General features: G+C 62.3%; 19 protein-coding genes, 3 rRNA genes, 1 other RNA gene and 1 riboswitch. Of the genes, 3 read left to right on the top strand and 20 right to left on the bottom strand.

Annotated features, from left to right (window positions below; translation table 11 throughout):
• Positions 1–44: 44 nt before the first annotated feature.
• From leuS to PQU95_RS03070, 11 genes are all read right to left on the bottom strand, one after another.
• On the bottom strand, positions 45–2,660 hold the full coding sequence (gene leuS, locus PQU95_RS03120) for a leucine--tRNA ligase (protein ID WP_272750641.1): 2,616 nt from the start codon (positions 2,658–2,660) through the stop codon (positions 45–47).
• 118 nt (positions 2,661–2,778) lie between these two features.
• Positions 2,779–3,159: a hypothetical protein gene (locus tag PQU95_RS03115; protein ID WP_272750640.1), complete on the bottom strand. Its 381-nt coding sequence runs from the start codon at positions 3,157–3,159 to the stop codon at positions 2,779–2,781.
• Between the two features lie 11 nt (positions 3,160–3,170).
• Complete coding sequence (locus tag PQU95_RS03110; RefSeq protein ID WP_272750639.1) at positions 3,171–3,983, bottom strand: sulfite exporter TauE/SafE family protein; 813 nt, start codon at positions 3,981–3,983, stop codon at positions 3,171–3,173.
• Positions 3,983–4,441, bottom strand: a complete 459-nt coding sequence (locus PQU95_RS03105; protein WP_272750638.1) for an EVE domain-containing protein — start codon at positions 4,439–4,441, stop codon at positions 3,983–3,985. The genes PQU95_RS03110 and PQU95_RS03105 overlap by 1 nt, the downstream gene beginning before the upstream one ends.
• Positions 4,442–4,468: 27 nt before the next feature.
• A complete protein-coding gene (locus PQU95_RS03100; RefSeq protein WP_272750637.1) occupies positions 4,469–5,062 on the bottom strand; it encodes a 5-formyltetrahydrofolate cyclo-ligase in 594 nt (197 codons plus the stop codon).
• A gap of 26 nt (positions 5,063–5,088) precedes the next feature.
• A non-coding RNA gene (gene ssrS / locus PQU95_RS03095) (6S RNA) lies at positions 5,089–5,272 on the bottom strand.
• Between the two features lie 15 nt (positions 5,273–5,287).
• Positions 5,288–5,605, bottom strand: coding sequence for a cell division protein ZapA (locus PQU95_RS03090; RefSeq protein ID WP_017507599.1), 318 nt, complete (start codon positions 5,603–5,605; stop codon positions 5,288–5,290).
• Complete coding sequence (locus PQU95_RS03085) at positions 5,602–5,805, bottom strand: hypothetical protein (protein WP_017507600.1); 204 nt, start codon at positions 5,803–5,805, stop codon at positions 5,602–5,604. The genes PQU95_RS03090 and PQU95_RS03085 overlap by 4 nt, the downstream gene beginning before the upstream one ends.
• Before the next feature lie 21 nt (positions 5,806–5,826).
• Entirely contained in the window at positions 5,827–6,699 is an 873-nt protein-coding gene (locus PQU95_RS03080) for a cobalamin-binding protein (RefSeq protein WP_272750636.1), read from the bottom strand.
• On the bottom strand, positions 6,696–7,229 hold the full coding sequence (gene cobU, locus PQU95_RS03075) for a bifunctional adenosylcobinamide kinase/adenosylcobinamide-phosphate guanylyltransferase (protein WP_272750635.1): 534 nt from the start codon (positions 7,227–7,229) through the stop codon (positions 6,696–6,698). The genes PQU95_RS03080 and cobU overlap by 4 nt, the downstream gene beginning before the upstream one ends.
• 138 nt (positions 7,230–7,367) lie before the next feature.
• Positions 7,368–9,197: a TonB-dependent receptor domain-containing protein gene (locus PQU95_RS03070; protein ID WP_272750634.1), complete on the bottom strand. Its 1,830-nt coding sequence runs from the start codon at positions 9,195–9,197 to the stop codon at positions 7,368–7,370.
• 125 nt (positions 9,198–9,322) lie between these two features.
• Positions 9,323–9,528: riboswitch (cobalamin riboswitch) on the bottom strand.
• 138 nt (positions 9,529–9,666) lie between these two features.
• Here PQU95_RS03070 and cobT point away from each other — a divergent pair.
• From cobT to PQU95_RS03055, 3 genes are all read left to right on the top strand, one after another.
• The gene (cobT, locus tag PQU95_RS03065) at positions 9,667–10,701 is read left to right on the top strand and encodes a nicotinate-nucleotide--dimethylbenzimidazole phosphoribosyltransferase (protein ID WP_272750633.1); all 1,035 of its coding nucleotides are present in this window, start codon (positions 9,667–9,669) and stop codon (positions 10,699–10,701) included.
• Positions 10,702–10,831: 130 nt separating this feature from the next.
• Positions 10,832–11,437: a histidine phosphatase family protein gene (locus PQU95_RS03060; RefSeq protein ID WP_272750632.1), complete on the top strand. Its 606-nt coding sequence runs from the start codon at positions 10,832–10,834 to the stop codon at positions 11,435–11,437.
• A 73-nt stretch (positions 11,438–11,510) separates the two neighbouring features.
• Complete coding sequence (locus PQU95_RS03055; protein WP_272750631.1) at positions 11,511–12,329, top strand: adenosylcobinamide-GDP ribazoletransferase; 819 nt, start codon at positions 11,511–11,513, stop codon at positions 12,327–12,329.
• Positions 12,330–12,398: 69 nt separating this feature from the next.
• Here PQU95_RS03055 and speB read toward each other — a convergent pair whose 3' ends face one another.
• From speB to PQU95_RS03010, 9 genes are all read right to left on the bottom strand, one after another.
• Positions 12,399–13,367 (bottom strand): agmatinase, encoded by a 969-nt coding sequence (gene speB / locus PQU95_RS03050; protein ID WP_147694998.1) that lies wholly within the window; start codon positions 13,365–13,367, stop codon positions 12,399–12,401.
• Between the two features lie 290 nt (positions 13,368–13,657).
• Positions 13,658–15,619: a PhoX family protein gene (locus tag PQU95_RS03045; protein ID WP_272750630.1), complete on the bottom strand. Its 1,962-nt coding sequence runs from the start codon at positions 15,617–15,619 to the stop codon at positions 13,658–13,660.
• A 150-nt stretch (positions 15,620–15,769) separates the two neighbouring features.
• Positions 15,770–16,624 carry an SPOR domain-containing protein gene (locus tag PQU95_RS03040; protein WP_272750629.1) on the bottom strand — a complete coding sequence of 285 codons (855 nt, stop codon included), beginning with the start codon at positions 16,622–16,624 and terminating at the stop codon, positions 15,770–15,772.
• The gene (locus tag PQU95_RS03035) at positions 16,621–17,334 is read right to left on the bottom strand and encodes a type III pantothenate kinase (RefSeq protein ID WP_272750628.1); all 714 of its coding nucleotides are present in this window, start codon (positions 17,332–17,334) and stop codon (positions 16,621–16,623) included. Before PQU95_RS03035 ends, PQU95_RS03040 begins: the two co-directional genes overlap by 4 nt.
• The gene (locus PQU95_RS03030; protein WP_272750627.1) at positions 17,331–18,296 is read right to left on the bottom strand and encodes a biotin--[acetyl-CoA-carboxylase] ligase; all 966 of its coding nucleotides are present in this window, start codon (positions 18,294–18,296) and stop codon (positions 17,331–17,333) included. Before PQU95_RS03030 ends, PQU95_RS03035 begins: the two co-directional genes overlap by 4 nt.
• Positions 18,293–18,796 (bottom strand): D-glycero-beta-D-manno-heptose 1-phosphate adenylyltransferase, encoded by a 504-nt coding sequence (rfaE2, locus tag PQU95_RS03025; protein ID WP_272750626.1) that lies wholly within the window; start codon positions 18,794–18,796, stop codon positions 18,293–18,295. Before rfaE2 ends, PQU95_RS03030 begins: the two co-directional genes overlap by 4 nt.
• Before the next feature lie 127 nt (positions 18,797–18,923).
• A 5S ribosomal RNA gene (gene rrf, locus PQU95_RS03020) occupies positions 18,924–19,037 on the bottom strand.
• Between the two features lie 68 nt (positions 19,038–19,105).
• A 5S ribosomal RNA gene (gene rrf / locus PQU95_RS03015) occupies positions 19,106–19,218 on the bottom strand.
• A 107-nt stretch (positions 19,219–19,325) separates the two neighbouring features.
• Positions 19,326–22,053: ribosomal RNA gene (locus PQU95_RS03010) — 23S ribosomal RNA — on the bottom strand; the annotation flags it as partial.

Genomic DNA, 22,053 nt, shown 5'->3' with positions numbered 1-22,053 from the left:
CGTGCACCCGCCCCGGCTACGTGCGCCAGGGCCCGGGTACGGGTTTAAACCACGATATTGACCAGGCGGCCGGGCACCACGATGATCTTCTTGGCCGGCTTGCCTTCCATGAACTTGATCACGTTTTCGTGCGCCAGCGCAGCGGCTTCGATCACGTCCTTGCCGGCGTCGGCAGCCACGGTTACGCTGCCACGCAGCTTGCCGCACACCTGCACCATCAGTTCGATCTCGCTCTTCACCAGCGCACTCTCGTCTACCTGCGGCCAGGCTTGGGCCAGCAGCTCGGTACCCGGTTTCAGGGCACGCCAGATGGCGTCGGTAATGTGCGGCACGATAGGCGACAGCAGGATAGTGGCGGCTTCCAGCACTTCCTGCGCCACGGCGCGGCCAACGTCACCGCTGGTATCGGCCTTGTCGTAGGTGTTCAGCAGCTCCATCACCGCGGCGATGGCGGTGTTGAATTGCAGGCGGCGGCCGTAATCGTCGGCCACTTTCTGGATGGTGCTGTGCAGCTTGAAGCGCAGCTCTTTCTGGCTGGCGTTCAGCTCGCCCGCGCTGTACGGCGCGGCGATGCCGGCAGCCACGTGTTCGCGGCTCAGCTTCCACAGGCGTTTCAGGAAGCGGAACGCGCCTTCCACACCGGCGTCGGACCATTCCAGGCTCTGCTCTGGCGGGGCGGCAAACATCATGAACAGGCGCGCGGTGTCGGCACCGTAGTTTTCGATGAATTCCTGCGGGTCCACGCCGTTGTTCTTGGACTTGGACATTTTCTCTACGCCGCCCACCACTACCGGCAGGCCGTCTACGCGGTGGGTCGCGCCGATGATCTTGCCCTTGGCGTCGCGTTCCAGTACCACGTCTTGCGGCGCGATCCAGTCCTTGCTGCCGTTAGGCAGGTCGCGGTAGAAGGTTTCGCAGATCACCATGCCCTGGGTCAGCAGGCTTTTGAACGGCTCGTCGCTGTCTACCAGGCCTTCGTCGCGCATCAGCTTGTGGAAGAAGCGCGCGTACAGCAGGTGCAGGATGGCGTGTTCGATACCGCCCACGTACTGGTCTACCTGCAGCCAGTAGTTGGCCGCAGCCTTGTCCAGCATGGCAGTGTCGCACTGCGGGCTGGCGTAGCGGGCGTAGTACCAGCTGGACTCCACGAAGGTGTCCATGGTGTCGGTTTCGCGACGGGCTTCGCCACCACACTTGGGGCAGATGGTTTCGTAGAAGGCCGGCATCTTGGCCAGCGGGCTACCGGCGCCGTCGGGAATCACGTCTTCCGGCAGTACTACCGGCAGGTCTTTTTCCGGCACCGGCACGTCGCCGCAGCACGGGCAGTGGATGACAGGAATCGGGCAGCCCCAGTAGCGCTGGCGGCTGATACCCCAGTCGCGCAGGCGGTACTGGGTTTTCTTGGCGCCGGCGGCTTTGGCTTCCAGGTCGGCCACGATGGCGTCGAAGGCGGCGGCAAAGGCCAGGCCGTCGTACTTGCCGCTGTTGCGGGTGATCAGGCCTTCCTTGGCGCCGTACCAGTCTTGCCAGATAGTGGCGTCGAAGTTGTCTTCGCCGCTAGCCGGGGCGTACACCTGGGTAATCGGCAGGCTGTACTTGTTGGCAAACTCGAAGTCGCGCTCGTCGTGCGCCGGCACGGCCATCACTGCGCCTTCGCCGTAGCCCCACAACACGTAGTTGGCAATCCATACCGGCAGCTTGGCACCGGTCAGCGGGTGGATCACGAACAGGCCGGTGTCCACGCCTTTCTTTTCCATCTTGGCCACGTCAGCCTCGGCCACGGAGCCGGCTTTGCATTCGGCAATAAATGCCTGCAGCGCAGGGTTGGCCGCAGCAGCCTGGGTAGCCAGCGGGTGCTCGGCAGCCACGGCCACGTAGGTGGCGCCCATCAGGGTATCCGGACGGGTGGTGTACACCTTCATTTCGCCAGCGTGGCCGATGCTGTCTACGTCGTAGGCAAAGGACACGTCGGAGCCAAAGCTCTTGCCGATCCAGTTGCGCTGCATGGTTTTCACCTGCTCCGGCCAGCCGTCCAGTTTGTCCAGGTCGTTCAGCAGCTCGTCGGCGTACTTGGTAATGGCGAAGTAATACATCGGGATTTCGCGCTTTTCCACCAGCGCGCCAGAGCGCCAGCCGCGGCCATCCACTACTTGTTCGTTAGCCAGTACGGTCTGGTCTACCGGGTCCCAGTTCACCACGCCGTTTTTCTTGTAGATGATGCCCTTCTCGAACAGGCGGGTGAACAGCCACTGTTCCCAGCGGTAGTAGTCGGGCTTGCAGGTAGCCAGCTCGCGCTCCCAGTCCAGGGCAAAGCCCAGGCTGTCCAGCTGCTTTTTCATGTATTCGATGTTGGCGTAGGTCCATGCGGCCGGTGCACCACCGTTTTTCATGGCGGCGTTCTCTGCCGGCAGGCCAAAAGCATCCCAGCCCATGGGCTGCAGCACATTAAAGCCTTGCGCGCGCTTGAAGCGGGCCAGCACGTCGGTAATGGTGTAGTTACGCACATGGCCCATGTGCAGCTTGCCGGACGGGTACGGGAACATCGACAAGGCGTAGTACTTGGGGCGGGTGCTGTCTTCCACGGCCTTGAAGGCCGCGGTTTTTTGCCATTTCTGCTGGGCGGCGGCTTCAAGCTCGCGCGGGCTGTATTGTTCTTGCATGGGGATCTCTTGGCGCAAAAAAGCGTGAAAATTCAATCGGGACATTATAACGACGCAGGCTGCCAGTGCCTACACGGCAGCTGGCAGCCTGGCGAAAAAGACCATAGCCGGCCGGCGCTCAGGGGCAGGGTTTGCGCTGCCAGCCCTGCGGGCCGCGGTAGCAGCGCTGCTCGGCCAGCTGGCGGGTGATATACCAGCGGCTGTCGCCACCGCGGATCAGCTGCAGCGACCAGCGCCGCGCGCGCACGCTGTCGTCCAGCAAGCCATCTTGCTGGATGCTCACGCTAACGCGGTCGAACGATTCCGGCTGGCTGCGCTGGCTGATGCGCAGGCGGGCATACTCGAACTGGCCATCGCGGCCCATATCCGGCGCCAGGTAGGCCAGCGCCACCTGTACCGGCAGCTCGCCCGGCTGGCCGGTATAGAGCGGCCCGCTATCGGCCTGGGCGGTGCCTGCGGCCAACCCGGCCAGCAAGCACGCGGTCAACATGCGCTTCATGGTGTGTCCTTTCAGCCGTGGCGCAGCAGCGTCCACAACATTTCGCTGGCCATCACCACCATCAGCACGGCGAAGGCCTTTTTCAGTTTTGCCACCGGCAAGGTATGCGCGGCACGGGCACCCAGCGGGGCGCACAGCACGGTCATCAACATCAAGGCCAGCATGGCCGGCAAATAAATGAACCCGGCACTGCCCCACGGCAAACCGGCCACCCCCCAGCCGCTGGACAGGTAGCCCAGCGCACCGGATACCGCAATCGGCCAGCCCAGCGCAGCGCTGGTGGCAATGGCGGTATGCACCGGCACATTACACCAGCTCATGAACGGTACGCTCATGGAGCCACCGCCGATACCCACCCAGCTGGACACCATACCGATGACACCACCGGCGGCGCCTTTACCCACCAGGCCAGGCATATCGCGGCTGGCGGGCGGCTTGGCGCCGAAAAACATCTGTGCACCAATAGCGTAGGCATACACCACGAAGAACCACTTCAGGCCATTACTGGGGATATCTCCGGCCAACAGGCTACCGGCAAAGGTGCCCAGTACCATGGCCGGTACCATACCGCGCACGATGGCCCAGCTTACCGCGCCCTTCTTGTGGTGCTCGCGTACGCTGGCAAAGCTGGTAAACACCATTACCGCCAGCGAGGTGCCTACTGCCAGGTGCTGTACATGATTGCCACCCAAGCCTGCGGCCTCCAACACGCCGACCACCACCGGCACAATCACCAGACCACCACCCACACCCAGCAAACCGGCCAGAAAGCCGGCAATAGCACCAAAACCCAGCAGTACGGCAAACATCGCTAAAGACAACATCAGAAAACGTGCTCCTGCAGATAGGCCCACTGTTCGGGCGTGACGGGGGTGATGGACAAACGGTTGCCGCGCGCCAGCACCGTCATGTCCTGCAAAGCGTCATGCTGGCGCAATTCTGCCGGCGACACCAGCCGCGTCTTGCGAACAAAGCGTACGTCCACGCATTGCCAGCGTGGCTTGTCGGGGTGGGATTTGGGGTCGAAATAAGGGCTGGCCGGGTCAAACTGGCTGGGGTCGTCGTGTGCCGCTGCCACCACCTCGGCAATACCGGCAATGCCCGGCTCTGGGCAGGACGAGTGCCAGAACAGCAGCAAATCACCCGGCTGCATCTGGTCGCGCATGAAGTTGCGCGCCTGATAGTTACGCACACCGGTCCACACAAAGTGGCGCTGCGGGGCGGCTTGCAGGTGGTCGATGCCCACATCGTCGGGCTCGGATTTCATCAGCCAGTAGGCCATGGGGGTCCTTTCGCGCGCATCATGCGCTCAGGCAAAACGATGCAGGCCGCTTTCGGTCAGCAGGTAGTCGAGGCGCACGTCCCACGGCTCGCGCGGCACACGGGCCACGCGCTGGCAGTCGTAAGCCACGCCCACCAAAAGCGGCTTGCCGTAGCGCGGGTGGCGGCGGCGGAACGCCAGCGTGCTGTCGTAGAAACCGCCGCCCTGCCCCATGCGGTAGCCGTCGGCATCGATACCCAGCAAGGGCACAAACAGCACGTCCAGCCGCTCGGCGCGCAGCTGCGGGCCGGCGTACTCGGCAATGCCGTAGCGCGGGTGGGTATACCAAAGGTTGGCCGCACCCAGGCGGGCGAACCACAGCCGGCGCCCGCGCTGCGGGATCACCGGCAGGTACAGCGCCGCACCACGGCCGCGCGCGGCGGCCATCAGCGGCGCCATATCCAGCTCGCTACCGGCGGCGATATAGGCACCCAGGTGCTTGCCACGGCGCAACAAGCGCGAGGCATGGCGGGCAATGGCGCGGGCGGCTTGCTGGCGATAGGCGCGCGGCAAGGCCATGCGGGCGCGGCGCAGCGTTTTGCGCAGCTGTGCCTTGGCGCTAAGCGGGTCGGCGGCTGTCATCGGGTATCAAGGGGGAAAACGGGGGGGAGTCCCCCGCGAGTGTCGATCCGGCAAAATTCGCTTGTACCCTGTTTCCAGGGTGGTCGCCCGCCCGTTGCTTCGGGCACATCCGGCTAAGGGACGCGGCACACCTGCAACCATGGCTAGCAACCGTAGCGAACGCATTGGTACAAAGGAATTTGGGAGCCTTCTCGAACACCGCAGGGGGTAGACGGATGTTCTGTACTACGAGAGCAAGCCTTGCTGGCCAGCGCTTAGCGCCTGGTCTGCTGCCTCGCTCATACTGCGTATTTTACGCTGGATTGCGGCCATCTCCAAGCCACCATCGCCTACTTTCACTTTCAACAGATCGTGTGCAATGTTCAGCGCAGCCATGATGGCGACCTTGTCAGTATCCATTACGCGGCCAGTGGCTTGAATACTATCGATTTTTTCGCCCAGCAGACGCACGGCCTGCTCCAGCGTTTCGCGCTCCTCTGCCGGGGTGCCAATGGAAAAATGGCGGCCCAGCAGGGTGACATCCACCTGAACCACGTCGCTCATGCTTCTTCCTCCTTCGGCAAGCGGTCAATCAGCAGGGTCACGCGGTGGCGCGTTTCTTCCAGATTGAACTTCATCTCGGCGTTTTCACGCATGGCTTCGGCCAGCGCCGAGGCAAAGCGGCTATTTTGGGTTTCCAGCTCGTGAATGCGCGCAATCAGCGCAGCGACACGGCCTTCCAGATATTCGAGTTCGTGTTCCATGGCGGCGAGAATAGCCAAGCGCTACGGGGGCGTCAAACCCAGCTTGCGCCTGGCATGATCCAGAGTGCTACACAGTTGTTCGGCAGCCCCGGCCAGACGCGGGCCGGGACGGCTTATCGTGTCCTGATCCAGGGTAAGTTGCAAGCCTTGCGCTACGGCGGGCAGCTGCGGCCAACGTTGCCAGCGGGCGTGGTTGGCCGCATTAAACGCCAGCATGACCTGCGGGCGCGCCAGCACAACGGCCTCGATACTGACCTGTGGCGCAGGCAGGGCGGCCCCGGCAAACACATTGTGGCCACCACACAGGGTGATGAGCGAGCCCAGAAAGCTGTGCTTGCTCACGGTAAACACGGGGTTGTCGCCTATTTGCATAAATACCGACACCGGCGCGCTGCGGCGGTAGCGCTGCTGCAGGCTGGCGATGCGGCGCTCGAACGCCGTGGCCTGCGCATCGGCCTGGGCGGCGTGGCCGGTCAGCTGGCCCAGATCGCGCATCTCGCGCGGAATGTCAGCCAGCTGCAGCGGGGCGCTGATATACACCGGCACGCCCATGTCGCGCAGCTTTTGTACGGTGCGCGGGTTGCCGCCATCGCGCCAGGCCACGATCAGATCCGGCTGTTGTTGCAGGATGGCTTCGATGCTCAGGCCGCTATAGCCGCCGACACGCGGCAGCTGGCGCGCGGCGGGTGGGTAATCGCTGTAATCCACCGCCGCCACCAGCTGGCTACCCGCGCCAATGGCGTACAGGTTTTCCACCGCGTGCGGCACCAGCGCCACCACACGGCGCGCCGGTGCGGGCAGCACCACACTATTCCCCTGCGCATCGCGCACCGATACCGCCGCTATGGCCGGCGCAGCCAGCCATAGCGCAGCCGCCCATAGCCGCCACCTCATGCCGCGCCTTTCAAGACCAAAGGTTGGCCGCAGGCCACCAGCGTGACGCGCTGGCATACCGCTGCCACGTCCTGGTTCAGCCGCCCCAGCTCGTCGACAAAATGGCGGGTTTCCGCCCCCAGCGGCACCACGCCCCAGCCCACCTCGTTGCTTACCAGCACGATTTGCGCCGGCGGCGCGGCCAACACCGCCAGCAAGCTGCTGCGTTGCTGCTGCCAGGCACCGGCGTCGAACTGGCCATCCTCGTCAAAAAAACGCATCAGCCACATGCCCAGGCAATCCACCAGTACCAGGCTACCCGGCGCAGCCTGCAGCAGCGCCTCACCCAGATTGCGGCCAACCTCGGCCAGGCTCCAGTGCGCCGGGCGTCGCGCCCGATGGTGGGCGATGCGCTCGGCAAAGGCCGCATCGCTGCGGCGCTCGGCGGTGGCCACGTAGCACACGGCGCCGCCGTGCTGCAGCGCCAGGCTTTCGGCGTAGCGGCTCTTGCCGCTGCGGGCGCCGCCGCTGATCAGGTGGGTAGTGGTCATGGTGTGTATTCCTGTCAAAACCGGCTCGGGGCGGGCAAGGTAAGACAAACCCCGCTGCCAAGGCAAGCGGGGCGGGGTTGGCCGCACACGGGCGGCCAGCAGGCAAGACCCCGCGCCAGCGGGGTGCCGGCAGCAGGCTTACTGGGCGTAGCGTACGCCGACGAACCAGCCACGGCCTGGCTGATTGTAGTCTTTTACCGTTTCGTAACGCTTGTCACCCACATTGGTCAGCTTGGTGTTCAGCGTCCACTGCTTGTCCAGCTGGTAGTCGGCACCCAGGTTCACTACGCCATAGCCGCGCAGGTACTCGGTGTTTGCCGCACTGGTCGGGCGCTTGCCGGCAGCACGCAGCTCGGCGCTCAGCGTGGCACGGTCCAGCCCCAGGCTGGCGGTAACGCCACCGTGCAACTTGCTGCGGTACTGCAGTGTCTTGCCGGTTTTTTCGTCGCGGGCGCGCTGCGAGGTAACGTTGGCCGACAGGTTGACACCAGCAATCACGGTGCTGCCTTCCAGCGTCTGGCCGATGATGCGGGCCTGGTCGATATTGTCCACGCTGGAGAAGTTAGCATTGCCGACGATCAGGTTATCGATATGGTTATCGAAAGCGGTGAGCTTCACGTTGCTGCCACCCTGGCGCCACTGGGCGGATAGCTCGCGGTTGCGCGCCTCTTCCGGTTTCAGCTTGGGGTTGCCTTGGTAGCCGAATGCCAGCGGCCAGTACAGGTCGTTAAAGGTTGGTGCCTTGAACGCCGTGCCGTAACCCACGCGCAGCAGCCAGCCGGCAGCAGGAACAAAGCCGTAGCCGATCTGGCCAGTACGATGGCCGCCAAACTGCGAGTTATCGTCATAACGCACGCTACCTTGCAGGCGGTGAGCGCCAAACTCGCCCTGGTAGCCAGCAAACGCGGCATTCACGCTGCGGCGGGTCTGGGTGAAAGCCGTGCTGCTGAGTACGTGCTGTTCGGTATTCACCAAACCCAGCGCCAGCTGGCCCGCACTGCCCAGGTCCAGATCATTCTGCCACTGCCATTCGTTCTGGCGGGTGTCAAATAAGCTGCTGGCCTTGGCGAAGTTGCCGTTGGTGTAGTTCAGCGATTTATCGGCGCTATAGCTGTAGCGCAAGCTGCTGTTCCAGCGCTCGCCCAGGCGGTTTTTCAGCTCCAGGCTCTGGCCTACCAGCCGGGAGTCGGCTTCATCCTGCGCCTTGGCCGAAGAGTCGTATTCGTTGAGGCTTTCCGACTGGAACGCTGTCAGGTTCAAGCTGTGGCCGGGGGCCAGCTGGTGCTGCACGCTGGCGGTATAGGTGGTGTTCTCGTAGCCGTCGCGGTCCGGGTTATAAGTAGACAGACGGTTGCTGCGTGCCGAAATACCGTCGGTACGGTTATGGCTGAAGGCCAGGTTGAACGCGGTGCGGTCTACCTTGCCGGAGATACCGGCACCCACCACACGCTTGCCTTCGGCACCCACGCCCACATTGGCCGACAGCGCTGGCGCGCCGCTGCCACGCTTGGTAAAGATCTGCACTACGCCGCCGATGGCGTCGGCACCGTACAGGCTGGAAGCCGGACCGCGCAGGATCTCGATGCGCTCGATGGCGTCCGGGTTCAGGTATTCCAGCGAGGTTACCCCCGAGGTAGCCGAGACGACGCGCACGCCGTCAATCAGCACCACGGTCTGTTTGGCCGTAGCGCCGCGCAGCATCAGGTTACTGCTCTTGCCTTCGCCACCGTTGCTGTAAAACTCCACGCCCGCTTCGCGGCTGAGCAGCTCGGCGACGGTAAGGTTGCCGGACTGGGCGATTTCCTCGCGCCCCAGCACGGTGATATCGGATAGCACTTTGGCCACCGGGGTGGTGGTACGCGTGGCGGTTACGACCACTTCATCCAGGGTGACAGGCTGGTTGGCCATGGCGGCCTGGGCACAGGCCAGCGCTACCAGCGTGGCCAGGGGTTTGTTGCTGAAAGACATGTAGACACACTCCGTAAGGACAAAAAGGGAGTGCGGAGAAATAAAAGGACACAAGCGCACTGCCGGCAGGCACCGGCAGCAGGCTGTCTTATCGCCTCCCCGCGATACTCCAGCAAGACGCGATTCCGCCGCGTCTATTGCAGGCCGGTCTCCGGGCTGGGCCATGCGGCATCGTGCCTTCCCACCCTGCGGGGCAGTGGCTTGTACGATGCCTGGAGCGCGTACGCTCAGGCCTTACCGTTGCGGGGGCAGCGCCGGTCTTTCACCGGCTTCCCGTTTCACCTGCCCACACCGTTCGGGTGTGGCAGGCACCTGCAAGCCGCTATTATAACGGGATGCTGCGCCGCAGAACGCCAGCGCGGGAAATTAAACCATCTGCATGAAGCGCCCATTGCCAGCTGCGCCGTGCTGTCGTATGGTCTGCCCGTTCGCCTGCCCTGCAGGCCAGAAAATCATGCAAGGACCCCACATGCCACGTATCCCCGCCCCCAATCTGTCTACCCGCCAAGCCGCCGAAGCCCGCCAGCAGCAGCTGACCAAACCCGCCGGCAGCCTGGGCAAACTGGAGCAGCTGGCCGTCACCCTGGCCGGGCTGCAGGGGCGCGACATCCCGCTACCGCTATCGCCGGCCATTACCGTGTTTGCCGGCGACCACGGCGTCTGCGCCGAGGGCGTATCGGCTTTCCCGCCAGAAGTCACCGGCGCCATGGTGGCCAACTTCGTCCACGGCGGCGCCGCCATCAGCGTACTGGCGCGTGCCAACCAGGCGCGGCTGGAAGTGGTGGACGCCGGCGTGGCCAGCGACCTGTCCACCCTGCCCATCGTGCACGCCAAGGTGCGTGCCGGCAGCGGCAACCTGCGCCATGAAGCCGCGATGACCCGCCAGCAGGCCGAAGCCGCGCTGGAGGTTGGCCGCGACGCCGCCCGCCGTGCCATAGCCGACGGCGCCACGCTGCTGATCGCCGGCGACATGGGCATTGGCAACACCACGCCGTCTGCCGCGCTGATTTGCCGCCTCACCGGCCACGGCGTGGAGGCCATCGTTGGCCGCGGCACCGGCGTCAGCGATGCCGGCCTGGCAGTAAAACGCCAGGTAGTAGCCGACGCGCTGGCACGCTTGGCCGGGCAAACGCTGGACGGCCACGGCGTGCTGGCCGAGCTGGGCGGGCTGGAAATCGCCGCCATGGCCGGTTTTTATCTGGAAGGCGCACGCCAGGGCGTACCGCTGTTGCTGGATGGTTTCATCAGCACTGCCGCCGCGCTGGCCGCCCATGCCATCGATGCCGACATTGCCCCGTGGCTGCTGGCCAGCCATTGCTCGCAGGAAACCGGCCATGCGCTGGCGCTACAGGCGCTGGGTCTGAGCCCGCTGATCGACCTGGGCTTCCGCCTGGGCGAGGGCAGCGGTGCCGCCGCCGCGCTGCCACTGCTGCAGCAAGCCATCGCACTGCACGCCGGCATGGCCACCTTTGCCGAAGCAGGCGTGGCCGGCAAAAGCGCCTGATTGCCACATTGAAGCCATCGCAGGGCTAGCCGGTGACGGGTATCCTTGCCAGGCGTCCGCTGCCGGCCAGCCACAACCGGCAGCGGGTCTCGTGTTTCCCCTCTGCTTTCGTGGCCAGGAGGCTTGCTGCATGAACCCCTACACCCTCACCCTGCTGCGCCACGGCGACATCGACCACCAGGGGCGGCTGATCGGCCACACCGACCTGCCGCTGACCGAACGCGGCCGCGCCGATATGGCTGCCAGCTGGCAGCGCATCGTGCAGTTGGCGCCGGTCAGCTGCATGGCCACTTCGCCGCTGCTGCGTTGCCGCGAGTTTGCCGTGCAGCAGGCGCTGGCCAGCCGCGTGCCCTTGCACGTGGCCCCGGCCTTGGCCGAGTGCCACTTTGGCGCCTGGGAAAACCGCCCGCTGGCCGATATCAGCGCCACCACGCCAGACTGGCAAACGCTGCTGGCGCGCGGCCTGCTCACGCCGGAAGGCGGGGAAAGCTTCGATGCTTTCCGTACCCGCGTGCTCACCGGCTTTGCCGAGTGGATGCAGCAGGCGCGTGGCAGCCACCGCGTACTGGTCAGCCACGGCGGCGTGATCAACGTGCTACTGGCCGAGCTGCTGGGCACCGAGTTCAACGTGGCCCGGCTGATGGCGGTACAGCGCGGCGGCTTTGCCCAGCTGTCGATTCTGGATGGCCACCCGGCTTACCTGACGCGGCTGGAATCGCCGCAGCCAGCGGGCTAGCCCACAAGCAACGCACAGGCTACCCACGGGCAGCCCACTGCTTACCCACAACCTTATCCACAGCTTATTGCCCATGCGCACCCTCATTCTGGCGATCCAGTTTCTTACCCGCCTGCCCACGCCGCAGCTGAAAACCTTCGACCCGGCGTGGCTGGCCGACGCCGCGCGCTGGTTTGCCCCGGTGGGCGTGCTGGTAGGCGCCATCGTGTGGCTGGCGGTGCTGGCCGGTAGCCTGGTGGACCCCTGGTTGGCCGCACTGGCCGGCCTGCTGGCCTGGCTGTGGGTCACCGGCGGCCTGCATATCGACGGCCTGGCCGACCTGGCCGACGCGCAGGGCGCGGCGCACCGCTCGCGCGAGCGCTTTCTTGAGGTGCTGAAAGACCCGCATCTGGGCAGCTTTGGCGTGCTGAGCCTGGCCACGCAGCTGATCGTGAAGCTGGTACTACTGATGCTGCTGGTGAAGCTGAGCTTAGCGCCGCTTGCCCCGGATGCACCTGCGGCTTATCGGGGTGACCACAGCAGCACCGGCATCACCGCGCTGGCAGGGTTGGCCGCAACGCTGGGTGGCTTGGTGTTGGTGCCAGCCTGGGCGCGGCTGTTTACCGTGGCGTGGTCGGCCACGCTACCCAGCCTGGCCGCCGGCAGCGGCGAACGCTTTGCCTGGCGCCCGCACTGGCCCAGCTTCTGGCTGTGCGGCCTGCTGCTGGCCGCCGCCAGCGCCTGGCTGGCGCCGGTGTTGCTGCTGGCGCCGCTGGCCGGGCTGTGCTGGTGGGTCTACCTGAAGCGCAAACTGGGCGGCATGACCGGCGACTGCCTGGGGGCCGGCATCGAGGTGTGCGAGAGCCTGCTGCTGCTGGCGCTGGTGGTGGCAGCCCATAGCGGTCTGGCATGAAAAACCGCGCCGGGCAGGCTGCCGAGCGCGGTGCGGGCAGTACGGCCAAGGTTGGCCGCAACAGCTGGCTTACAGCGTACCTGCCACCTTCTTGTTGCGCATCAGGCACAGCATGTCACAGGCGATGTGCGCCGCCGCAATGGCGGTGATTTCGCTCTGGTCGTAGCTGGGGGCCACTTCCACGACATCCATACCGACGATGTTGAGGTCGCCCAGATTGCGGATGATCTTCAGCGCCTGCGCGGTGGTCAGGCCACCCGGTACCGGCGTGCCGGTGCCCGGCGCGGCGGACGGGTCCAGGCAGTCGATATCGAAGGTGACGTACACCGGCGCATCGCCGATGGTTTTCTTGATCTCGGCGATGGTAGCGTCCACGCCGTTATCGTGTACCCACGGTGCGCCCAGCACGTTCAGGCCCATGAAGTCGTCGTTCCAGGTGCGGATGCCCACCTGTACCGATTTGGCCGGGTCGATCAGGCCTTCTTTCACCGCCTTGTAGAACATGGTGCCGTGGTTCAGGCTGTCCGGCTCGTCGTCCGGCCAGGTGTCACAGTGCGCATCGAAATGCAGCAGCGCCAGCGGCTTGCCGTACTTTTCGGCGTGTGCAATCAGCAAGGGGTAGGTGACGAAGTGGTCGCCGCCGAAGGTCAGCATCTTGGCGCCGCTGGCCAGGATGGTGCGGGCGTGTTCGATGATGGACGGCTTGATGGTGAGCGGGTTGTGCGCGTCGAACCAGCAATCGCCGTAATCCACCACGGCCAGGTCTTCAAACGGGTCGAAGCCCCACGGGTAGGGCTTGAGCTCGGCCAGCTGCACGCTGGCAGCGCGGATGGCCTGCGGGCCCATGCGCGCACCGCTGCGGAAGGTCACCGACAGGTCCAGCGGAATGCCGGATACCACCACGTCCACGCCTTCCAGGTTGCGCGTGTAGTTGCGGCGCATGAAGGACAGTACGCCGGCGTAGGTGTTTTCGATGGAAGAGCCGTACAGGCTTTGGCGGCGGATGGCACCGTCGCCACGGATTTGATCGTCAGACATGTTCGCTCCACAAAAAGAGCACGCCGTAGTGACGCCACGGCGATTACCGTCCATCTGTACAGCCGACGGTTTGAGGCTGGCGCACCCCGCGGCACGCAGCGCGAAGTGTGACGCCAGCGGCGCCACACGGCAAGTTTTATCACCACGACCGCCACAACATCCGCCCTGGCCTGTTGATGGCAGACACACCCCGGGCGATGGCCATGCGAGGCCTGCCCTGACGCTGGCACGCGGCCATGAAAAAGCCGCCCCGATCGCTCGGGGCGGCTTGCCTTTGCGCTACGGCAGGCTTAGCTGCCGATCACGCCGCCATCCAGCTTGCGCACCACCACGGTGGCAGCGCGTGGACGGCCGGCTTTCGGGCCATCCGGCCAGCTGGAAATGGCCAGCGGCTTGGCCGGGTCATTGCGCTCGTCAGCCGGTTCGCCCGGGTGCTGGATGTTGACGAACATGGTCTTGTTATCCGGGGTAAAGGCCAGACCGGTGATTTCACAACCATTCGGCCCGGTAAGGAAGCGGCGGAATTCGCCGGTTTCCGGCACCACGGCCAACATCTGGTTGTTGCCCATGTCCTTGTACTCTTTCATGTTGACGGTGGACGTCGACACGTCGGTCTGTACCCACAGCACGCCCAGCTGGTCGAACTTCAGGCCGTCCGGGCTACCGAAGGCGTCGCCCTTGATATTGCCCACGTGTTCTTGCTTGGCTGCGTCCGGGCGGCCGGCCAGTGCGAAGATATCCCACTTGAAGCCGGTGCTGGTGGCGTCGCCCGCATTTTCTTGCCAGCGGATGATGTGACCGAACAGGTTGGCGTTGCGCGGGTTGGCCGCATCGGCACCCGGCTTGCCTTCCTTGCCGCGATCGCTGTTGTTGGTCAGTGTGCAGTACACCTCGCCCGCTTTGCGCGGGTTAACGGCGATCCATTCCGGGCGGTCCATCTTGGTGGCGCCGGCAATGTCGGCAGCCATACGGGCCTTGATCACCACGTCACCCTGGTTGGCAAAGCCCTTGTCGGCGGTCAGGCCGTTCTGGCCGGCCACCAGCGGCAGCCAGCTACCGCTGCCGTCCGCATCGAAGCGCGCCACGTACAGCGTGCCTTCTTCCAGCAGCTGCATATTGGCCTTGCGGTTTTTCGGGTCGTACTTGTTCTTGGAAACAAACTTGTAGATGTATTCGAAGCGCTGGTCGTCGCCCATGTACACCACCACATGGCCGTTGGCCGCGATGGTAGTGGTGGCGCCTTCGTGCTTGATGCGGCCCAGTGCGGTGCGCTTCACCGGCTTGGCTTTCGGGTCGAACGGGTCGATTTCTACCACCCAGCCAAAGCGGTTGGCTTCGTTGGGGTTCAGCTGCAGGTCAAAGCGGAAGTCTTCCCACGCCCACTTGTAGCCGGCACCGGTAGGGGAAATGCCGTAGCGCTTTTCCAGGTCGGTCAGGTTGCCGGACTCGTTGGCAAATACGCCGTCGAAGTTTTCTTCGCAGGTAAGGTAGGTGCCCCACGGGGTCGGGCCGCTGGCGCAGTTCTGGAAGGTACCCAGAATTTCTACTGCTTGCGGGTCGGCTTCGGTTTTCATCAGGTCGTGGCCACGTGCCGGGCCGCCAATGGCGATAGGGGTATTGGCGGTAATGCGGCGGGCGTACTTGGACGGACGCACGACTTGCCAGCCTTTGCCGGTAGCTTCCACTTCCACAATGGAAACCCCAACCGCTGCCTGGGCTTTCTTCACTTTATCGCCGTTCCAGCCGTTCATGCCGTTTACGTGCAGCAGGCCGTCGTCGGTGTATTCGTGGTTAATCGCCAGCAGGCCGTGCTTGGAGCCGGTGGCACCCAGTGGCAGCGGGTAGTAGTGCATGCCGTCGTGGTGCATGCCGGCCTGGGCTTCCTGTTCGGCAGCGGTATTGGACGCGTCTTGTTTGAACGCCGGCATATTGCCGGGGATGCCCACCGGGTCGCCCCAGGCGTACAGCACTTCGGCGGTGTAGCCTGCCGGTACGACTACCTTGTCTTCAAAACCGAATGGCACGGGTGCGAAACCCAGCTTGGGTGCCGCCAGGGTACCGACACCCTGCGCCGCTTCGGCCAGCGTGGTAAATGTGCCGGTAAACAAGCCGGCCATACCCAATGCGCCGGTACCTTGCAACAGGCCGCGGCGCGACAGGCGCGCTTCCAGCACGTCGGACAGTGCCGGGTTATTACAGGTATTGGCGGTGTCATTCACACCATGGTGTTTGATTTTGTAGCCGTCTGACATGTGGGACCCCATTGCTGCAAGCGTTGAAATGAACGTTGCAACCTTAAGGTATCTTTGTGACAGTACGATCAAGGCAATATGTCCATAACATGACACGTCATGGTTGGCCGCAATAAAAAAGGCAGACTCTCGTCTGCCTTGGTATCCCGCCTAGCGGCACGCCTGTACCGGTATGCCTGGTAGCAGCCGCTTTTGTAGCGCTTTGAGTTTGCTGGCGGTGGCCTCATCCAGCTGGCGGAAGCTCAGTGTGGTGACTTTCACCACATCACCGCGGCTATCCACTTTTGCCTTGTCGTAACCGGCGGCCTTCAGCCGTTTCACCAGTGCCTGCGCGCCCTCTTCACGGCCAAACAGGCCCAGCGACAAATGGCCCTTGAACTCGCCCGCGGTCTGCACGATATAGCTGTCAAAACCTTTGGCTTTGAGCTCGGCAACCAGCGTCTGGGTCTCCGCCTGTGTAGCTAGCGGCGGATAGAACACCCAGGTCTTGCCCGAACCTCGGCGCTGGTCTTCGACACTGGCTTGTGGCGGGCTGGACAACTTCAGCAAAGGCACACCACCTTGTACCCGCGCCAACTGTTGCGGGTCGAGCCCACCCCAGCTGTAGCACAGTGTCGCGGCGGCCGGTTTGGCATCGGCGACTTTGGTCTCGGCCGGTTTCACGGCCTTGTCCTCTGCTTTCGCTTCCTGCACTTTGGCTTCGGGCTTGGCGGCCAGCACGGCGGGCTTGGTCTCTTTCGGCGCCGCTACCGTTGCGGTGGCACTGGTCACGGCGGGTACCGCCGGCATGCTCTCGGCCTGCGGCATGCTGCTGGCGATATCGGTCGCCGGCGCGCTGGCTTCTGGCGCACTGGCTAGCGACGGTTTCCAGTTAGCCGGCAGCATTTTCAGCTGTGCTGCATTGACTTCCTGCGCGTGAATATCCACTTCGGGCTTTTGTTTCAGCGCGCCATACAGCGCGGCCAACAGGTTGACCACTACCAGCGTTCCAATAAACCACTTCATGAGCCGTTCGCCACGTTTGCTAAACCATAGATGACAAGATTATCCACGATACGGGCATCAAACGGGAGGTGTGGCCGCAACAAAGCCGCGTCCCCGCCAGTGAGCAGCACCTGCGGCACCCGCCCCTGCTGTGCGGCCAACCTGCGTACCACACGCTCTATCGCGCCGCACAAGGCATCGACCACCCCGGTAGCCAATGCGTCTTCCGTACCCTGTGGAAAATCACACACCTGCCCTGCAGCACGATCCAGCTGCGCTGTATTGTGCGCCAGTGCCTGCAGCATCAGGCGGTAGCCCGGCAGGATGTCACCGCCCAGATAGTTGCCACCGGCGGTCAGCACTTCAATCGTCAGCGCGGTGCCAGCACTGGCAATCACGACATCATCCGCACAGAGCTGCCGCGCGCCCAGCACGGCCAGCCAGCGATCGGCCCCCTGCTCGGCCACTTGCCGGTAGTGATTGCGCACACCCAGTGCGGCAGGCTGTGCGTGCTGCCATTGCACGGGACAGGGTGCCGCGTTGGTAATGGCGGCACGCACGCTGCTGCTGGCCACATTGGCTGCCAGCACAGCATCGACTGCCAGGCTCTGCCAATGCGCGGCCAGCTGGCCCAGATCTGCATGCGGCAAGGCCTGTACCGGGGACAAGCTTTCGCCATCCCATAGCGCCCACTTGACCCGGCTGTTGCCGGCGTCGATCAGCAGCTTCATGGCTGCGGCCTCAGGCTGACTTCACCCACGTGGAACACACGTGGCCCATCGGCGGTGTCCACCAACAAGGCACCGCTCTCATCCACCCCGGTAGCCATACCGTCCACCGGCTGCCCGTGGCTGAAAGCCAGCCGTACCGGCTGCTGCAGGTAAGCGGCCAAACCCAGCCACTCTTCTCGGAAAGCGATAAAACCTTCGCGGTCAAACTGACTCAATACTTGCGCCAGCTGGTTCAATAACGCCGCCATCAGTTCATTGCGGCCAACCTTGATGCCGGCATCCGCCAGGTTGGCTACCGGCTGGTCAACCTCACCCGGGTTGGCCACATTCAGGCCGATACCAATCACCACGGCCGCCGGGCCCAGGGCATCGCCAGACAATTCGATCAGGATACCCGCCAGTTTGCGGCCATCCAGCAATACATCATTAGGCCACTTCAGGCTGACCGGGGCGCCAAACTCGCGCAGAGCACGCACCATGGCAATCCCTACCGCCAGCGACAAGCCGGCCAAACCGGACAAACCGCGCTCGAAACGCCATAGCAAAGAGAACGTCAAGCCTGCGCCCAGGCGCATCTGCCAGCGCCGCCCCAGCCGGCCACGGCCAGCCGTCTGCCGTTCGGCAGCCAGCACCAAACCATGCGGCGCCCCTTGCGCGGCACGGGTCATCAGCTGGGTGTTGGAGGAGTCGATCTGCTCGGCCAACGCCAGGGTAAACACGTTGGCCGCATACTCATCCAGCGTAGCACGGATGCTGGCTACATCCAGCAAGGCAAAGGGCTGTGGCAAACGGTACCCCTGGCCACGCACGCTGAATACCGTCAGGCCGAACTCGCTTTCCAGATGGTGTACCGCTTGCCAGACCAATGTGCGCGAACAGCCCAGCTGCTGCGCCATAGCCTCACCGGAGTGGAACTTGCCATTCGCCAGCGTGCGCAACACCGCAAAAGCCAGGTCGCTCATTGGCCGTCCACGGTGCGGATTTTCTTGATGGTTTCGGTAGTAGAGGTAGCAAACAAAAACGGAATGGAATGCACGCTACCACCACGTGCCAGCGTTTCGGCACTACCAACGATCTTGTCCGGCGCCCAATCGCCACCCTTTACCAGCACATCCGGCTTTACCCGTTCGATCAACTCGGCCGGGGTATCGCTATCAAACCAGGTCACCAGATCTACGCTTTGCAAGGCAGCCAGTACCGCAGCACGGTTCAGCTCGTTATTGATAGGGCGATCATCCCCTTTACCCAGGCGTTTGACCGAGGCATCGGTATTCAAGCCCAGTACCAGGCTGGCACCCAGCGCCCGCGCTTGTGCCAGATAGGTCACATGGCCGCGGTGCAGGATATCGAAACAGCCATTGGTAAACACGATAGGGCGCGGCAAAGCCGCCAGCTTCTCGGCCAGCACCTCGGGCGGGCAGATCTTGTTTTCGAAATCCGGTGCGGGGTAGCTCATGCTCATCCTTCCTGTGCCAGGGCAGTGCCTGCGCATATGTCTCTTTGATTGCAACGGCGCAAGGATACCATCGCACTGCCCGCATCCCAAATGCAAAAAGCCCGGACCATGGGGTCCGGGCTTCGTAATGGGGTTCTGGCAATGTCCTACTTTCACACCGGCAATCGGCACTATCATCGGCGCTAGAGTGTTTCACGGTCCTGTTCGGAATGGGAAGGCGTGGGACCACTCTGCTATGGTCACCAGAAAAACTGTTTGTCTACCTTGCTGGGTAAACCAACGCCCAGACCGGTGGTCTGGGCGTCTGTATCGGGCGTCTGGCGGTGTCCTACTTTCACACAGGTATCTGCACTATCATCGGCGCTGAGGCGTTTCACGGTCCTGTTCGGAATGGGAAGGCGTGGGACCACCTCGCTATGGCCACCAGACATAAACTGTCACAAACTTGAAGAAGCCAGGCTGGATTTGCTCTCCAGCCGGTAGAATTTTCTTGTATCAACCAGCGCTTCGTCATCAACAAAGCAACTCAAATGATAGGATCAAGCCTCACGAGCAATTAGTATCGGTTAGCTTAACGCCTCACAGCGCTTCCACACCCGACCTATCAACGTCCTGGTCTCGAACGACTCTTCAGGGAGGTCAAGCCTCCAGGGAAGTCTCATCTTCAGGCAAGTTTCCCGCTTAGATGCTTTCAGCGGTTATCTCTTCCGAACTTAGCTACCCGGCGATGCGACTGGCGTCACAACCGGTACACCAGAGGTTCGTCCACTCCGGTCCTCTCGTACTAGGAGCAGCCCCCGTCAAACTTCCAACGCCCACTGCAGATAGGGACCAAACTGTCTCACGACGTTTTGAACCCAGCTCACGTACCACTTTAAATGGCGAACAGCCATACCCTTGGGACCGGCTACAGCCCCAGGATGTGATGAGCCGACATCGAGGTGCCAAACTCCGCCGTCGATGTGAACTCTTGGGCGGAATCAGCCTGTTATCCCCGGAGTACCTTTTATCCGTTGAGCGATGGCCCTTCCATTCAGAACCACCGGATCACTATGTCCTGCTTTCGCACCTGCTCGACTTGTCGGTCTCGCAGTTAAGCTACCTTTTGCCATTGCACTATCAGCACGATTTCCGACCGTACCTAGGTAACCTTCGAACTCCTCCGTTACACTTTGGGAGGAGACCGCCCCAGTCAAACTGCCTACCATGCACTGTCCCCGATCCGGATCACGGACCAAGGTTAGAACCTCAAACACACCAGGGTGGTATTTCAAGGACGGCTCCACTGAAACTAGCGTTCCAGCTTCATAGCCTCCCACCTATCCTACACAAGTCTGTTCAAAGTCCAATGCAAAGCTACAGTAAAGGTTCACGGGGTCTTTCCGTCTAGCAGCGGGTAGATTGCATCTTCACAAACATTTCAACTTCGCTGAGTCTCAGGAGGAGACAGTGTGGCCATCGTTACGCCATTCGTGCGGGTCGGAACTTACCCGACAAGGAATTTCGCTACCTTAGGACCGTTATAGTTACGGCCGCCGTTTACTGGGACTTCAATCAAGAGCTTGCACCCCATCATTTAATCTTCCAGCACCGGGCAGGCGTCACTCCGTATACGTCCACTTTCGTGTTGGCACAGAGCTGTGTTTTTGTTAAACAGTCGCAGCCACCTATTCTCTGCGACCTCTACTAGCTTCGGACGCGAAGTCCTACACCAACAGAGGCACACCTTCTCCCGAAGTTACGGTGTCAATTTGCCGAGTTCCTTCTCCTGAGTTCTCTCAAGCGCCTTAGAATTCTCATCCTGCCCACCTGTGTCGGTTTGCGGTACGGTTCTTATGCAGCTGAAGCTTAGTGGCTTTTCCTGGAAGCGTGGTATCAGTTACTTCAGGTCCGTAGACCCTCGTCATCACCTCTCGGCCTTAAGGTGCAGCGGATTTGCCTACCGCACCAGCCTACCGGCTTAAACGACCTATTCCAACAGGCCGCTAACCTAACCTTCTCCGTCCCCACATCGCACTGCATAAAAGTACGGGAATATTAACCCGTTTCCCATCGACTACGCTTTTCAGCCTCGCCTTAGGGGCCGACTCACCCTACGCCGATGAACGTTGCGTAGGAAACCTTGGGCTTTCGGCGAGCGGGCTTTTCACCCGCTTTATCGCTACTCATGTCAGCATTCGCACTTCTGATATCTCCAGCAGGGTTTACACCACCACCTTCACAGACCTACAGAACGCTCCCCTACCACGGACACATTAATGTGCCCATCCGCAGCTTCGGTTATCAGTTTGAGCCCCGTTACATCTTCCGCGCAGGACGACTCGACCAGTGAGCTATTACGCTTTCTTTAAATGATGGCTGCTTCTAAGCCAACATCCTGGCTGTCTAGGCCTTCCCACCTCGTTTACCACTTAACTGATCATTTGGGACCTTAGCTGGCGGTCTGGGTTGTTTCCCTCTTGACGATGGACGTTAGCACCCACCGTCTGTCTCCCATGCTTGCACTTTCCGGTATTCAGAGTTTGCCATGGTTTGGTAAATCGCAATGACCCCCTAGCCATAACAGTGCTTTACCCCCGGAAGTGATACATGAGGCACTACCTAAATAGTTTTCGGGGAGAACCAGCTATCTCCGAGTTTGTTTAGCCTTTCACCCCTATCCACAGCTCATCCCCTAGTTTTGCAACACTAGTGGGTTCGGACCTCCAGTGCGTGTTACCGCACCTTCATCCTGGCCATGGATAGATCACTCGGTTTCGGGTCTACACCCAGCGACTGATTCGCCCTATTCGGACTCGGTTTCCCTACGCCTCCCCTATGCGGTTAAGCTTGCCACTGAATGTAAGTCGCTGACCCATTATACAAAAGGTACGCAGTCACCCGTTTCCAGGCTCCCACTGTTTGTATGCATCCGGTTTCAGGTTCTATTTCACTCCCCTCCCGGGGTTCTTTTCGCCTTTCCCTCACGGTACTGGTTCACTATCGGTCGATCACGAGTATTTAGCCTTGGAGGATGGTCCCCCCATATTCAGACAGGATTTCGCGTGTCCCGCCCTACTTGTCGTATGCTTAGTTCTTGGAATGGGTTTTCGTGTACGGGGCTATCACCCACTATGGCCGCACTTTCCAGAGCGTTCCACTAACTCAATCCATAACACATACAGGCTCTTCCGCGTTCGCTCGCCACTACTTACGGAATCTCGGTTGATTTCTTTTCCTCGGGGTACTTAGATGTTTCAGTTCTCCCGGTTCGCCTCCATGCG

The organism is Vogesella aquatica, from assembly GCF_028548455.1.
GTDB classification, from domain to species: Bacteria; Pseudomonadota; Gammaproteobacteria; order Burkholderiales; family Chromobacteriaceae; genus Vogesella; species Vogesella aquatica.
Note: the sequence above shows the minus strand (reverse complement) of the source record. Positions and strands in the feature narration are given on the sequence as shown.

Excerpts from the sequence above, each read along its gene's own strand:
- PQU95_RS03100 (WP_272750637.1), bottom strand. The coding sequence starts at position 5,062 with ATGACAGCCGCCGACCCGCTTAGCGCCAAGGCACAGCTGCGCAAAACG.
- speB (WP_147694998.1), bottom strand. The coding sequence starts at position 13,367 with ATGTCTGACGATCAAATCCGTGGCGACGGTGCCATCCGCCGCCAAAGC.
- PQU95_RS03070 (WP_272750634.1), bottom strand. The coding sequence starts at position 9,197 with ATGTCTTTCAGCAACAAACCCCTGGCCACGCTGGTAGCGCTGGCCTGT.
- PQU95_RS03115 (WP_272750640.1), bottom strand. The coding sequence starts at position 3,159 with ATGAAGCGCATGTTGACCGCGTGCTTGCTGGCCGGGTTGGCCGCAGGC.
- PQU95_RS03045 (WP_272750630.1), bottom strand. The coding sequence starts at position 15,619 with ATGTCAGACGGCTACAAAATCAAACACCATGGTGTGAATGACACCGCC.
- PQU95_RS03110 (WP_272750639.1), bottom strand. The coding sequence starts at position 3,983 with ATGTTGTCTTTAGCGATGTTTGCCGTACTGCTGGGTTTTGGTGCTATT.
- PQU95_RS03060 (WP_272750632.1), top strand. The coding sequence starts at position 10,832 with ATGAACCCCTACACCCTCACCCTGCTGCGCCACGGCGACATCGACCAC.
- PQU95_RS03040 (WP_272750629.1), bottom strand. The coding sequence starts at position 16,624 with ATGAAGTGGTTTATTGGAACGCTGGTAGTGGTCAACCTGTTGGCCGCG.
- PQU95_RS03030 (WP_272750627.1), bottom strand. The coding sequence starts at position 18,296 with ATGAGCGACCTGGCTTTTGCGGTGTTGCGCACGCTGGCGAATGGCAAG.
- PQU95_RS03090 (WP_017507599.1), bottom strand. The coding sequence starts at position 5,605 with ATGAGCGACGTGGTTCAGGTGGATGTCACCCTGCTGGGCCGCCATTTT.
- cobT (WP_272750633.1), top strand. The coding sequence starts at position 9,667 with ATGCCACGTATCCCCGCCCCCAATCTGTCTACCCGCCAAGCCGCCGAA.
- rfaE2 (WP_272750626.1), bottom strand. The coding sequence starts at position 18,796 with ATGAGCATGAGCTACCCCGCACCGGATTTCGAAAACAAGATCTGCCCG.
- leuS (WP_272750641.1), bottom strand. The coding sequence starts at position 2,660 with ATGCAAGAACAATACAGCCCGCGCGAGCTTGAAGCCGCCGCCCAGCAG.
- PQU95_RS03105 (WP_272750638.1), bottom strand. The coding sequence starts at position 4,441 with ATGGCCTACTGGCTGATGAAATCCGAGCCCGACGATGTGGGCATCGAC.
- PQU95_RS03035 (WP_272750628.1), bottom strand. The coding sequence starts at position 17,334 with ATGAAGCTGCTGATCGACGCCGGCAACAGCCGGGTCAAGTGGGCGCTA.
- PQU95_RS03055 (WP_272750631.1), top strand. The coding sequence starts at position 11,511 with ATGCGCACCCTCATTCTGGCGATCCAGTTTCTTACCCGCCTGCCCACG.
- PQU95_RS03080 (WP_272750636.1), bottom strand. The coding sequence starts at position 6,699 with ATGAGGTGGCGGCTATGGGCGGCTGCGCTATGGCTGGCTGCGCCGGCC.
- PQU95_RS03085 (WP_017507600.1), bottom strand. The coding sequence starts at position 5,805 with ATGGAACACGAACTCGAATATCTGGAAGGCCGTGTCGCTGCGCTGATT.
- cobU (WP_272750635.1), bottom strand. The coding sequence starts at position 7,229 with ATGACCACTACCCACCTGATCAGCGGCGGCGCCCGCAGCGGCAAGAGC.